This window comes from Citrobacter sp. Awk 4, from assembly GCF_028069725.1.
In the GTDB taxonomy this organism is placed as follows: domain Bacteria; phylum Pseudomonadota; class Gammaproteobacteria; order Enterobacterales; family Enterobacteriaceae; genus Citrobacter_D.
This window is the reverse complement of sequence record NZ_JANEWG010000006.1, coordinates 16,493-29,699: the sequence shown is the minus strand read 5'-3', so window position 1 is coordinate 29,699 and position 13,207 is coordinate 16,493. Positions and strand designations below refer to the sequence as shown.

14 protein-coding genes are annotated in these 13,207 nt (G+C 53.5%); 9 read left to right on the top strand and 5 right to left on the bottom strand.

The features are described from left to right. The first annotated feature begins 200 nt into the window (after window positions 1-200). From pnp to mtr, 5 genes are all read left to right on the top strand, one after another. Complete coding sequence (gene pnp / locus NNO04_RS03640) at window positions 201-2,336, top strand: polyribonucleotide nucleotidyltransferase (protein WP_442870726.1); 2,136 nt, start codon at window positions 201-203, stop codon at window positions 2,334-2,336. 109 nt (window positions 2,337-2,445) lie between these two features. Further along, window positions 2,446-3,330, top strand: coding sequence for a lipoprotein NlpI (gene nlpI / locus NNO04_RS03635; RefSeq protein ID WP_271443533.1), 885 nt, complete (start codon window positions 2,446-2,448; stop codon window positions 3,328-3,330). Between the two features lie 105 nt (window positions 3,331-3,435). Continuing rightward, window positions 3,436-3,516, top strand: coding sequence for a protein YrbN (gene yrbN, locus NNO04_RS03630; RefSeq protein WP_010723222.1), 81 nt, complete (start codon window positions 3,436-3,438; stop codon window positions 3,514-3,516). Beyond that, window positions 3,509-5,425, top strand: a complete 1,917-nt coding sequence (gene deaD, locus NNO04_RS03625) for an ATP-dependent RNA helicase DeaD (RefSeq protein WP_271443532.1) — start codon at window positions 3,509-3,511, stop codon at window positions 5,423-5,425. Before yrbN ends, deaD begins: the two co-directional genes overlap by 8 nt. 153 nt (window positions 5,426-5,578) lie before the next feature. Then, window positions 5,579-6,823 carry a tryptophan permease gene (gene mtr / locus NNO04_RS03620; protein ID WP_271443531.1) on the top strand — a complete coding sequence of 415 codons (1,245 nt, stop codon included), beginning with the start codon at window positions 5,579-5,581 and terminating at the stop codon, window positions 6,821-6,823. A 90-nt stretch (window positions 6,824-6,913) separates the two neighbouring features. Here mtr and NNO04_RS03615 read toward each other — a convergent pair whose 3' ends face one another. The 3 genes from NNO04_RS03615 to ubiU all read right to left on the bottom strand — a co-directional run bounded on the left by NNO04_RS03615 (window position 6,914) and on the right by ubiU (window position 9,882). Continuing rightward, window positions 6,914-7,921, bottom strand: a complete 1,008-nt coding sequence (locus tag NNO04_RS03615) for a luciferase-like monooxygenase (RefSeq protein WP_271443530.1) — start codon at window positions 7,919-7,921, stop codon at window positions 6,914-6,916. Window positions 7,922-7,999: 78 nt separating this feature from the next. Next, window positions 8,000-8,878 (bottom strand): U32 family peptidase, encoded by an 879-nt coding sequence (locus NNO04_RS03610; protein ID WP_271443529.1) that lies wholly within the window; start codon window positions 8,876-8,878, stop codon window positions 8,000-8,002. 8 nt (window positions 8,879-8,886) lie between these two features. Next, the gene (gene ubiU / locus NNO04_RS03605; protein ID WP_271443528.1) at window positions 8,887-9,882 is read right to left on the bottom strand and encodes a ubiquinone anaerobic biosynthesis protein UbiU; all 996 of its coding nucleotides are present in this window, start codon (window positions 9,880-9,882) and stop codon (window positions 8,887-8,889) included. A 220-nt stretch (window positions 9,883-10,102) separates the two neighbouring features. On the opposite strand from ubiU, the gene ubiT reads away from it, so the two are divergent. Together ubiT and NNO04_RS03595 are read left to right on the top strand one after the other, a co-directional pair. After that, a complete protein-coding gene (gene ubiT, locus NNO04_RS03600) occupies window positions 10,103-10,627 on the top strand; it encodes a ubiquinone anaerobic biosynthesis accessory factor UbiT (RefSeq protein WP_271443527.1) in 525 nt (174 codons plus the stop codon). After that, window positions 10,621-11,124, top strand: a complete 504-nt coding sequence (locus NNO04_RS03595; RefSeq protein WP_203359861.1) for a GNAT family N-acetyltransferase — start codon at window positions 10,621-10,623, stop codon at window positions 11,122-11,124. Before ubiT ends, NNO04_RS03595 begins: the two co-directional genes overlap by 7 nt. Here the strand turns inward: NNO04_RS03595 and NNO04_RS03590 are convergent. After that, window positions 11,111-11,413: a GIY-YIG nuclease family protein gene (locus NNO04_RS03590; protein WP_271443526.1), complete on the bottom strand. Its 303-nt coding sequence runs from the start codon at window positions 11,411-11,413 to the stop codon at window positions 11,111-11,113. The two genes, NNO04_RS03595 and NNO04_RS03590, sit on opposite strands and share 14 nt — an antisense overlap. Window positions 11,414-11,463: 50 nt before the next feature. Between NNO04_RS03590 and NNO04_RS03585 the strand changes: the two genes are divergently transcribed. Then, window positions 11,464-11,904 carry a YhbP family protein gene (locus tag NNO04_RS03585; protein WP_271443525.1) on the top strand — a complete coding sequence of 147 codons (441 nt, stop codon included), beginning with the start codon at window positions 11,464-11,466 and terminating at the stop codon, window positions 11,902-11,904. 37 nt (window positions 11,905-11,941) lie between these two features. Further along, the gene (locus NNO04_RS03580) at window positions 11,942-12,577 is read left to right on the top strand and encodes an NAD(P)H-binding protein (RefSeq protein ID WP_271443524.1); all 636 of its coding nucleotides are present in this window, start codon (window positions 11,942-11,944) and stop codon (window positions 12,575-12,577) included. Window positions 12,578-12,626: 49 nt separating this feature from the next. On the opposite strand, the gene dolP is transcribed toward NNO04_RS03580, so the two are convergent. Further along, window positions 12,627-13,202 carry a division/outer membrane stress-associated lipid-binding lipoprotein gene (gene dolP / locus NNO04_RS03575; protein WP_271443523.1) on the bottom strand — a complete coding sequence of 192 codons (576 nt, stop codon included), beginning with the start codon at window positions 13,200-13,202 and terminating at the stop codon, window positions 12,627-12,629. Window positions 13,203-13,207: the final 5 nt, after the last annotated feature.

Sequence of the window (13,207 nt, the reverse complement as noted above, 5' to 3'; positions counted from 1 at the left end):
TTCAAGCTGATGGCAGCAATTCACTGGAAACTAATGTATTGTTGCTAAGTATGATCTTTTGTTGCAGAGGTTCGCGCGGCTAATGAGAGGCTTGACCCGATGACGGGTTAGGATTGTCATTAGTCGCGAGGATGCGCTGAAGATCGGGTATTAACGATGGCGCTGGTGGCGCTATCAAAAATTAGAGAAAGGATAGAATTTTGCTTAATCCGATCGTTCGTAAATTCCAGTACGGCCAACATACCGTAACACTGGAAACCGGCATGATGGCGCGTCAGGCAACTGCCGCTGTGATGGTTAGCATGGATGACACTGCGGTATTCGTTACCGTTGTAGGTCAGAAGAAAGCGAAGCCAGGCCAGGACTTTTTCCCACTGACCGTTAACTATCAGGAGCGTACTTACGCTGCTGGTCGTATCCCGGGCAGCTTCTTCCGTCGTGAAGGCCGTCCAAGCGAAGGCGAAACCCTGATTGCGCGTCTGATTGACCGCCCGGTTCGCCCGCTGTTCCCGGAAGGCTTCGTCAATGAAGTTCAGGTTATCGCGACCGTGGTTTCCGTTAACCCGCAGGTTAACCCGGATATCGTGGCAATGATCGGTGCTTCCGCAGCGCTGTCTCTGTCTGGTATTCCTTTCAATGGCCCAATCGGTGCTGCACGTGTTGGTTACATCAATGACCAGTATGTACTGAACCCGACTCAGGACGAACTGAAAGAAAGCAAACTGGACCTGGTCGTTGCGGGTACCGAAGCTGCCGTGCTGATGGTTGAATCCGAAGCAGAACTGCTGAGCGAAGACCAGATGCTGGGTGCGGTTGTGTTTGGTCATGATCAACAGCAGGTTGTTATCCAGAACATCAACGAACTGGTTAAAGAAGCGGGCAAACCGCGTTGGGACTGGCAGCCGGAAGCGGCAAACGACGCACTGAACGCGCGCGTTGCAGCCCTGGCGGAATCCCGCCTGAGCGACGCTTACCGCATCACTGACAAGCAGGAACGTTATGCTCAGGTTGACGTGATCAAATCTGAAGTGATCGCGACGCTGGTTGCTGAAGACGAAACCCTGGACGCTAACGAACTGGGTGAAATCCTGCACGCAATCGAGAAAAACGTTGTTCGTAGCCGCGTACTGGCAGGCGAACCGCGTATCGATGGTCGTGAAAAAGACATGATCCGTGGCCTGGATGTGCGCACTGGCGTTCTGCCTCGTACCCACGGTTCCGCACTGTTCACCCGTGGTGAAACTCAGGCGCTGGTTACTGCAACGCTGGGTACAACGCGTGATGCTCAGAACCTCGATGAACTGATGGGCGAGCGTACTGACACCTTCCTGTTCCACTACAACTTCCCTCCGTACTGCGTGGGTGAAACGGGTATGGTCGGTTCTCCGAAGCGTCGTGAAATCGGTCACGGTCGTCTGGCGAAGCGCGGCGTGCTGGCGGTTATGCCGGATATCGAGAAGTTCCCGTACACCGTTCGCGTCGTGTCTGAAATCACTGAGTCCAATGGCTCTTCATCTATGGCTTCCGTGTGTGGTGCTTCTTTGGCGCTGATGGATGCAGGTGTGCCGATCAAAGCTGCCGTTGCGGGTATCGCAATGGGTCTGGTGAAAGAAGGCGATAACTTTGTTGTTCTGTCTGACATTCTGGGTGACGAAGATCACCTGGGCGACATGGACTTCAAAGTGGCGGGTTCCCGCGATGGTATCTCTGCACTGCAGATGGATATCAAAATCGAAGGTATCACCAAAGAGATCATGCAGGTTGCTCTGAACCAGGCTAAAGGTGCGCGTCTGCACATCCTGGGTGTGATGGAACAGGCTATCAACGCACCACGCGGCGATATTTCTCAGTTCGCTCCACGTATCCATACCATTAAGATCAGCCCAGACAAGATCAAAGACGTCATCGGTAAAGGCGGTTCTGTTATCCGTGCCCTGACCGAAGAAACCGGCACCACTATCGAAATCGAAGATGACGGTACTGTTAAGATCGCGGCGACCGACGGTGAGAAAGCAAAATATGCTATCCGTCGCATCGAAGAAATTACGGCAGAAATTGAAGTGGGTCGCATCTACACTGGTAAAGTAACCCGTATCGTTGACTTTGGTGCATTCGTTGCCATCGGCGGCGGTAAAGAAGGTTTGGTTCACATCTCTCAGATCGCTGACAAGCGTGTTGAGAAAGTGACTGATTACCTGCAGATGGGTCAGGAAGTACCGGTCAAAGTTCTGGAAGTTGATCGCCAGGGCCGTGTCCGTCTGAGCATTAAAGAAGCAACTGAGCAGTCTCAGCCAGCTGCTGCGCCGGAAGCACCGGTAGCAGAACAGGGCGAGTAAGGTTGCCATTTGCCCTCCGCCATTGCGGAGGGCCTCTGACCCGGCAGGATGCCTTGTTAGCAACCGGGGAACAGGACGTTCATTCAATCGTTGTCTTCGGGAGTGGGAAATGAAGCCTTTTTTGCGCTGGTGTTTCGTTGCGACAGCACTCACGCTGGCAGGATGCAGCAACTCTGCCTGGCGTAAGAGTGAAGTCCTCGCAGTGCCATTGCAACCGACTTTGCAGCAGGAAGTGATTCTGGCACGCATGGAACAAATTCTTGCCAGTCGGGCTTTAACCGATGACGAACGCGCACAGCTTTTATATGAGCGCGGAGTGTTGTATGATAGTCTCGGTCTGAGGGCATTAGCGCGAAATGATTTTTCACAAGCGCTGGCAATCCGACCAGATATGCCTGAAGTATTCAATTACTTAGGCATTTATTTAACGCAGGCAGGCAATTTTGATGCTGCCTATGAAGCGTTTGATTCTGTACTTGAGCTTGATCCAACTTACAACTACGCGCACTTAAATCGTGGTATCGCATTGTATTACGGCGGTCGCGACAAGTTAGCGCAAGATGATCTGCTGGCGTTTTATCAAGACGATCCCAATGATCCTTTCCGCAGTCTGTGGCTTTATCTCGCTGAGCAGAAGCTCGATGAGGAGCAGGCTAAAGAAGCGTTAAAACAACGTTTCGAGAAATCGGATAAAGAGCAATGGGGATGGAACATTGTCGAGTTCTACCTGGGCAACATTAGCGAAGCAACGTTGATGGAAAGGCTCAAGGCAGACGCAACGGATAACACCTCGCTCGCTGAGCATCTCAGTGAAACCAACTTCTATTTAGGTAAGTATTACCTAAGTCTGGGGGATTTGGACAACGCTACGGCATTGTTCAAACTGGCGGTGGCTAACAACGTTCATAACTTTGTTGAGCACCGATACGCATTGTTGGAATTATCGCTCCTGGGCCAGGACCAAGATGACCTGGCAGAATCGGACCAGCAATAGCTGACGTACACATCAGCCCGTAATCTTTTTGATTGCCATCACCTTCACGGGTGAGGGCGTTGTTGTTCGTTAATACACCTACTTTGAGCCGGTTCACACTTTTCAATGAAAATTGCAGATCAATTTCATGATGAGTTATGTAGACTGGCCGCCATTAATTTTGAGGCACACGTACTACATGGCTGAATTCGAAACCACTTTTGCAGATCTGGGCCTGAAGGCTCCTATCCTTGAAGCCCTTAACGATCTGGGTTACGAAAAACCATCTCCAATCCAGGCAGAGTGCATTCCGCATCTGCTGGGCGGCCGCGATGTTCTGGGTATGGCCCAGACGGGTAGCGGCAAAACTGCAGCGTTCTCTTTACCGCTGCTCAATAATCTTGATCCTGAGCTGAAAGCACCTCAAATCCTGGTGCTGGCACCGACCCGCGAACTGGCGGTTCAGGTTGCTGAAGCCATGACGGATTTCTCTAAACACATGCGCGGCGTGAACGTGGTTGCTCTGTACGGCGGCCAGCGTTATGACGTGCAATTACGTGCCCTGCGTCAGGGGCCGCAGATCGTTGTCGGTACGCCGGGTCGTCTGCTGGATCACCTGAAGCGCGGTACGCTGGATCTCTCTAAACTGAGTGGTCTGGTGCTGGACGAAGCCGATGAAATGTTGCGTATGGGCTTCATCGAAGACGTTGAAACCATTATGGCGCAGATCCCGGAAGGTCATCAGACCGCTCTGTTCTCTGCCACCATGCCGGAAGCGATTCGTCGTATTACCCGCCGCTTTATGAAAGAGCCGCAGGAAGTGCGTATCCAGTCCAGCGTGACGACTCGTCCTGACATCAGCCAGAGCTACTGGACTGTCTGGGGCATGCGTAAAAATGAAGCGCTGGTGCGTTTCCTCGAAGCAGAAGATTTTGATGCGGCGATTATCTTCGTTCGTACCAAAAATGCGACCCTGGAAGTGGCTGAAGCGCTGGAGCGTAGCGGTTATAACAGCGCAGCGCTGAACGGCGACATGAACCAGGCGCTGCGTGAGCAGACTCTGGAGCGCCTGAAAGATGGCCGTCTGGATATCCTGATTGCAACTGACGTGGCAGCACGTGGCCTGGACGTTGAGCGCATCAGCCTTGTTGTGAACTACGACATCCCGATGGACTCCGAGTCTTACGTTCACCGTATCGGTCGTACCGGTCGTGCGGGTCGTGCGGGTCGTGCTCTGTTGTTCGTTGAGAACCGTGAGCGTCGTCTGCTGCGTAACATCGAACGCACCATGAAACTGACCATTCCGGAAGTGGAACTGCCGAACGCAGAACTGCTGGGCAAACGCCGTCTGGAGAAATTCGCCGCTAAAGTTCAGCAGCAGCTGGAAAGCAGCGATCTGGATCAATACCGCGCGCTGCTGGCAAAAATCCAGCCGACGGTAGAAGGTGAAGAACTGGATCTCGAAACTCTGGCGGCAGCATTGCTGAAAATGGCACAGGGCGAACGTACTCTGATCGTTCCGCCAGATGCGCCAATGCGTCCGAAGCGTGAATTCCGTGACCGTGATGACCGTGGTCCACGCGATCGTAACGATCGTGGTCCGCGTGGCGACCGTCCGGAACGTGGTGGTGAAGACCGTCCGCGTCGTGAACGTCGTGACGTTGGCGATATGCAACTGTACCGCATTGAAGTGGGTCGTGATGACGGTGTTGAAGTACGTCATATTGTTGGCGCGATCGCTAACGAAGGCGATATCAGCAGCCGTTACATCGGTAACATCAAGCTGTTTGCTTCCCACTCAACTATCGAGCTGCCGAAAGGTATGCCGGGCGACGTGCTGCAGCACTTTACGCGTACCCGCATCCTGAACAAGCCAATGAACATGCAACTGCTGGGCGATGCGCAACCGCATACCGGTGGTGAGCGTCGTGGCGGTGGTCGTAGTTTTGGCGGCGAGCGTCGTGAAGGCGGTCGTGGCGAAGGTCGCGGTTTTGGTGGTGAGCGCCGTGAAGGTGGCCGTGGTGATGGTCGTCGTTTCAGCGGTGAGCGTCGTGAAGGTCGTGCGCCGCGTCGCGATGATTCCACTGGTCGTCGTCGTTTCGGTGGTGACGCGTAATTTACGCTGATCAACGTACCTGCACTGTAAAGTAAAATATACAGCCCCGATATTCGTTATCGGGGCTTTTTTTATTTCTTTTGTACTCGTGTACTGGTACAGTGCGGCACAATAAAATGCAGTTGCAATATTATTCACTGGAGAGATGGCTGAATGGCAACACTAACCACCACCCAAACGTCCCCTTCGCTGCTTGGCGGCGTAGTGATTATTGGCGGTACCATTATCGGCGCTGGGATGTTTTCCCTGCCGGTGGTGATGGCGGGTAGTTGGTTCTTTTGGTCAATGGCGGCGCTGATCTTTACCTGGTTTTGTATGCTGCACTCGGGGCTGATGATCCTGGAAGCGAACCTCAACTACCGGATTGGTTCGAGCTTTGACACTATCACCAAAGATCTGCTGGGTAAAAGCTGGAACGTGGTCAACGGCATTTCTATCGCTTTTGTGCTGTACATCCTGACCTATGCCTACATCTCTGCGAGTGGTTCGATTCTGCATCACACCTTTGCCGAAATGTCATTGAACGTTCCGGCGCGGGCGGCAGGTTTGGCGTTTGCGCTGTTGGTGGCGTTTGTGGTGTGGCTGAGTACCAAAGCCGTCAGCCGGATGACGGCGATCGTGTTGGGTGCGAAGGTCATTACATTCTTCCTGACCTTCGGGAGCCTGTTGGGGCACGTGACGCCAACAACGCTGTTTAACGTGACGGAAAGTCACGCATCGTACACGCCTTATCTGCTGATGACCCTGCCATTCTGTCTGGCCTCATTTGGTTATCACGGTAATGTACCGAGCCTGATGAAGTATTACGGCAAAGATCCGCGCACTATCGTTAAGTGCCTGGTCTACGGAACGTTACTGGCGCTGGTGTTGTACACCGTCTGGTTGTTGGGAACGATGGGCAATATTCCACGCCCGGAATTTATCGGCATCGCGCAGAAGGGTGGCAACATTGATGTGTTGGTGCAGGCTCTGAGCGGCGTACTGAACAGCCGTAGCCTGGATCTGCTGTTGGTGGTGTTCTCTAACTTTGCGGTCGCGAGCTCTTTCCTCGGCGTTACGCTGGGCCTGTTTGACTATCTGGCGGATCTGTTTGGTTTTGACGACTCTGCATTGGGCCGCTTTAAAACGGCATTGCTGACCTTCGTTCCGCCAATTATTGGTGGCCTGCTGTGGCCGAACGGTTTCCTGTACGCTATCGGTTATGCAGGACTGGCGGCGACCATTTGGGCAGCCATTGTTCCGGCACTGCTGGCGCGTGCGTCACGTAAGCGCTTTGGTAGCCCGAAATTCCGGGTATGGGGTGGCAAGCCGATGATTGCACTGATTCTGGTATTTGGTGTCGGTAACGCGCTGGTACATATCTTGTCGAGCTTTAATCTGTTACCAGTGTATCAGTAACTTTGTTGTGCCGGATGGCGGCTGCGCCTTATCCGGCCTGGTTGATTCTGTAGGCCCGGTAAGCGAAGCGCCACCGGGCAAAACAACGCACTACCCCACCAATTCCTCTTTCACATCCATCGCCAGCTCAAACGAGTGCAGCCGTGCCTGGTGATCGAAAATCTGCCCGTTAACCATGATCTCATCCGGCTGGGTTTCACGCAGGATGGATTCCAGACCGTGACGCACTTTCGCTTTATCTCCTACCAAGGACATGCTCAGCGCCTGCTGGACGCCATACTGCTCGGAGGCAGACCACAGCTGATGCATATTTTCTACCGGTGGCGGCAGTTGCCCTGTCTCGCCACGGCGTAATTTGACGAACGCCTGCTGCATCGAGGTAAACAAGAACTCGGCATCACGGTTGCTGTCGGCGGCGATAATGTTGATACACACCATGGCATAGGGCTTCTCAAGACGCTCAGACGGCTTAAACTGGGTGCGGTACAGATGCAGCGCCTGGAACAGCATATCTGGTGCGAAGTGAGAGGCAAACGCAAACGGCAGGCCGAGTTGCGCGGCCAACTGAGCACCATACAGGCTGGAGCCGAGCAGCCATACCGGGATTTTCTCGCCGTAGCCGGGCACCGGGCGTACCTGTGGATTCGGATCGCGGGCGTCGAACCAGTCCACCAGTTCGGTCACGTCGCGCGGGAAGTTATCGATATCGCTGCTCATATGGCGACGCAGCGCACGCATTGTCGGTTGATCGCTGCCTGGCGCGCGACCTAACCCTAAATCGATACGCCCCGGATAAAGTGTGTTGAGCGTACCGAACTGCTCGGCAATCACCAGTGGGGAATGGTTTGGCAACATGACGCCGCCGGAACCCAGGTGGAGGGTGGTCGTGTTCGCTGCCAGGTAGCCAATCAGTACCGACGTTGCCGCACTGGCAATACCGGTCATGTTGTGATGCTCCGCCAGCCAGTAGCGATGGTAGCCACGCGTTTCTGCCAGTTGGGCGAGATCCAGAGAGTGCGAGAACGCTTCTTTGGCGCAGGAGCCTTCGGGGATGGGGGCCAGGTCCAGCACCGAAAAGGCAAGAGTGTTGTCTGTCATAACGGCTCACTTTGTCGACGGTGAATCATTTAATACTGCATTAAAATTTGATTACCGTTGTTAACAAAGTGAGCTTTTTTACGCCTGTAGTTCCAGACCCGCGAGACGTTTCCAGTATCCGTTGCAGTCGCTGTGGGCCGTCAGAGGAAGTGGCGAGAGGCCGTTTTCGTTGGCGCGAAAGGCGTTGAGCATGGCGAACGTCTCTGTGCCAAGTGGCGACAAGCGTACGATATCGACCAACCCTTGCATGGAGCTCATCTCATTTCCGAGGTTGTAGACGTACCCACTCATCGTCTGAATTCCATTGAGCACAAATACTTGCTGATTCTCCTGAGACAGTACGTTGCGACCATTCGGATAGTGGATACAGCAGGTTTCACACTCATCCTTTGGACGGTCTTCCGAACGGGCGGTAAAGCAGCGGGCTGAATAAGCCAGCGGCAGATGACCGTAGCTCAACACTTCCACTTCAAACTGCTGGCGAATGCCCAGTTCATCACACTGGTTGAGCAGATTCACCAGCCAGTCGCGCGAAAGCTCCACCGGCATACACCAACGCACCATCCCCTGTTTGAGCAGCAGGCGCAGCGTCACGGCGTTGTAGCAGTTGAGCGCATGTCCGGCGACAAACGGTAGTTTGCGTTCAGCGCACATGTTCACGACACCGAGATCGCTGGCTTCCAGCAGGAAGTCGCCATTTTCAACATAACGTTTCAGTTCGCCCAGTTCGGACGAAGCCTGAACCAGCGCCAGCGTTGACAGCACAATCTGCTTGCCGCTTCCGGCGAGCGATTTCGCCATATCCAGCCAGTCACCGACTTTGGTTGCGCGGCGCTTACTGCAGACCGCCTCACCGAGATAAATCACGTCGGCATTGCTGGTGGCGGCTTGCTGGTAAAACGCTTCCAGCGTCTCTTTCGGCCAGTAATACAGCACCGGCCCTAAGGAATATTTCATTGCTTTTCTCACTGCCATTTACGGTGATATGCGCCAAGCGTTGTTTGCGTGCCTTCGGACATCGAACCGAGTGTTTCCATCCAGGCGCGTTGCGGGACAAAGTTTTGTGGGTCAGCTTTACAGCGATCGATCGCCTGACGCCACACTTTCGCCACCTGGCTAACGTAGGCCGGGCTACGCTGGCGGCCTTCGATTTTCACGGAGGCGATATTGGCTGCCAGCAGTTCTGGCAACAGCTCTAACGTATTGAGACTGGTCGGTTCTTCCAGCGTATGATAGCGCTCGCCATCTACCAGATAGCGGCCTTTGCACAGGGTTGGGTAACCAGCATTCTCACCGTCCTGATAACGGTCAATCAGCACTTCATTCAGGCGGGATTCCAGGCCCTGCGGTGTTTGCTGCCAGCGTACAAATCGGGCAGGGGAGCAGGCACCTACGGTATTGGGCGATTCACCTGTCAGATAAGAAGAGAGGTAGCAACGGCCTTCCGCCATGATGCACAGGCTGCCGAAAGCAAACACTTCCAGTGGTACAGGCGTTGAGCGCGCAAGCTGTTTCACCTGATGAATCGACAATACACGTGGGAGTACAACGCGCGCGACGTCGAAATTGCGATGATAAAAGTTCACCGCTTCTTCATTGGTCGCAGATGCCTGAACAGAGACATGGCGCTCAATATGAGGGTAACGTTCTGCTGCATACTCAAGCATGGCAAGGTCGGCCAGAATCAGCGCATCTGCACCGAGTTGTGCAGCCATATCCACAGCGCGCTGCCAGCGAGCGTAACCGTCCGGGTGTGCAAACGTGTTAATCGCGATGTGCAGCTTACGGCGATGTTGATGGACAAAACTCACCGCTTCCTGCAATTTTTTCTCGGTAAAGTTAAGGCCGGCGAAGTGGCGGGCGTTGGTGTCATCTTTCAGCCCGATATAAACGGCATCAGCGCCGTTCTCAATGGCCGCCTTAAGCGCCGGGAGATTTCCGGCAGGGCAGAGCAGCTCCATAATTTATCCTGAAGGTAGCGCCGCCTGGGACGCATAATTGTTAACGAACAGGGATTTTAGTTAACCTTGCTGCGACAATTTTTGATTTAAGGCAGTTAAAGTCGTATTGGTAACACCAATAGCGGGGTCGCAATTTCACACGTAATTGTTGATTTACGCCGCTATGTCGTTTATCTGATATGGCAAAATAGCAGGACTAATGAAACAGGGAGTAAAGCTCGTGTTGGAAAAACTGCGTTCACGCTTAGTACATGTTGGTCCTTCTCTGATGAGTGTACCGGTTAAACTGACGCCCTTTGCGTTAAAGCGCCAGGTTCTGGAACAGGTCCTGAGCTGGCAATTCCGCCAGGCGCTGGCAGATGGGGAGCTGGAGTTCCTCGAAGGTCGTTGGTTAAGTATTCATGTTCGTGATATTGGTCTCAGATGGTATACCTCTGTTGAGAATGACAAACTTATCGTCAGCCAGAATGCCGAAGCCGACGTGAGTTTTAGTGCCGACGCCAGTGACTTGCTTATGATCGCGGCACGTAAACAGGATCCTGATACGCTTTTCTTTCAGCGCCGCCTGGTGATCGAAGGTGATACCGAGTTGGGGCTGTATGTGAAAAACCTGATGGATGCGATCGAACTGGAGCAGATGCCAAAAGCGTTACGCGTTATGCTGATGCAATTGGCAGATTTTGTTGAGGCGGGCATGAAACACTCGCCAGAAACTAAACAGACATCGGTAGGTGAACCATGCTGATTCGAGTAGAAATTCCCATTGATGCCCCTGGTATTGATGCCCTGTTACGCCGTTCGTTCGAAAGCGATGCGGAAGCGAAACTGGTCCATGACCTGCGTGAAGATGGTTTTCTGACGCTGGGTCTGGTTGCCACTGACGATGAAGGTCAGGTGATTGGTTACGTTGCGTTCAGCCCTGTCGATGTGCAGGGTGAGGATCTGCAATGGGTTGGGATGGCGCCGTTGGCGGTGGATGAAAACTACCGTGGACAGGGGCTGGCCCGTCAACTGGTCTACGAAGGACTGGATTCGCTTAATGAGTTCGGCTATGCCGCCGTGGTCACGTTAGGCGATGCGGCATTATACAGCCGCTTTGGTTTCGAACTGGCTGCGCATTACGATCTGCATTGCCGTTGGCCGGGAACGGAAAGCGCCTTCCAGGTGCACCGACTGGCAGAAGACGCGCTAAACGGTGTCACCGGTTTGGTGGAATATCACGACCATTTCAATCGTTTTTAAGCGAAGGGGTTTGCAGGCTGGCTAACAACGCCTCAAACCCTTCTCCCTTCGCCACAAGACGCTCTTTCTGGGGTTTTGTCAGTTGCTTGACCCGATATTCCATGCGCAGGGCGAGAGAGCGATCGCCGATCTGGGCAGAAAATACCAGCGTTAATTCCCCTTTTCCCCGTAACGCTTTTGCCCCTTTCCCACTTTGATGCTGCCTGTACCGGCGATCCACATCGGTGGTTATCCCTGTGTAGAGAGCGTTGTCTGCGGTGCGGATGAGATAAAGATACCAGGGTGTCATTGAATGATCATATGTTAACGTTCAGGCGCTCAGTATAAGAGAGAACAGAAATGGAAACACTTGCTGCGATAACTCGCTGGCTAACGAAACAGCACGTTGTGACCTGGTGTGTACACCATGACGGCGAACTGTGGTGCGCCAATGCCTTTTACCTGTTTGATGCCGAGAAGATGGTATTTTATGTGCTGACGGAAGAGAAAACCCGCCACGCCAGGATGTCCGGACCGCGAGCGCCCGTCGCCGGGACGGTGAATGGTCAGCCGAAAACCGTTGCTCTGATCCGCGGTGTTCAATTTAAAGGGGAAATCCGGCGCCTGGAAGAGGAAGAAAGTGTTGCCGCCCGCACGTTGTATAACCGTCGTTTCCCCGTTGCCAGAGTGCTGCCAGCGCCCGTATGGGAAATCCGTCTGGATGAAATCAAATTCACTGACAATACGCTGGGATTTGGCAAAAAAATGCACTGGTTACGTGAGCAAACCGGTGTTCTATAGTTAGAAGGCATATTGATGCCAGAAACCAGGAGACGCGATGAGCCAGGTGTTAATCACGGGAGCGACAGGGCTGGTGGGCGGCCATCTGTTGCGAATGTTGCTGAACGAGCCGAAGATTCATTCAATCGCTGTGCCTACCCGTCGTCCTCTCCCGGATACGCCAGGTATCTATAATCCGCACGATCCACAACTCACCGATGCGCTGGCGCAGGTCACCGATCCGATTGATATTGTCTTTTGCTGTCTGGGAACGACCCGGCGCGAGGCGGGAAGTAAAGAAGCGTTTATCCATGCGGACTATACGCTGGTCGTGGACACCGCTCTGACGGGGAAACGTCTGGGGGCGCAGCATATGCTGGTGGTGAGCGCGATAGGGGCCAATGCCCATTCGCCTTTTTTCTACAATCGGGTAAAAGGCGAGATGGAAGAGGCGTTGATGGCGCAAAAGTGGCCAAGATTGACCATTGTGCGTCCGTCTATGCTGATCGGCGAGAGATCAAAGCAACGCATGAATGAAACGATCTTTGCGCCGTTGTTTCGGCTCTTGCCAGGAAACTGGAAATCAATTGAGGCGCGTGATGTGGCAAGCGTGATGCTGGCACAAGCGTTGTCACCGGACCATGAAGGTGTGACCATTTTGAGCTCTTCACAGCTTCGTGAAAGAGCGGCGTGAAGGTATCGTGAACATGCCCGGTGACGTGTCACCGGGCAATGGATGACGGTTACTTAATAAACGTAAAGGCGGTCGTGACGCGTTTCACACCACTGACGCGACTGGCCATATCCGCCGCCGCTTTCGCTTCACGGTCAGTCACCAGACCCATCAGGAAGACTTCTCCATTTTCGGTGGTCACTTTCACGTTAGACGATTTTACCTGGTCGCTGGTGAGCAACTGGGAGCGTACTTTCGTTGTAATCCAGGTATCGTTAGAAGCCTCACTCAAACTGATTGGCTGGCCCTGGCGGACTTCGTTAAACACTTCAGTTGTGCCTTCCACGCCCATCGCAATTTGTTTTGCTCTTGAGGACAACTCAGAATTTGGCGTTTGACCAACGAGCAGAACTTTACCCTGATACGCTGTTACGTTGATGCGTGCTTCTTTCTTGATTTGTGCGTCTTTAGACAGCGCACTGCTCACGCGTAACTCCAGGGTACTGTCGTCGACCTGGGTCCCTACGCTACGTGGATCGGTTACGGCTTTTGTGCCAACGGCTGCAGTACCGACAACGGCAGCAGCGACGCAACCTTGCAACAGCAACGCAGAAATAAGGACTGCGAGCGGCGAAAGTGCCTTCATGTGTA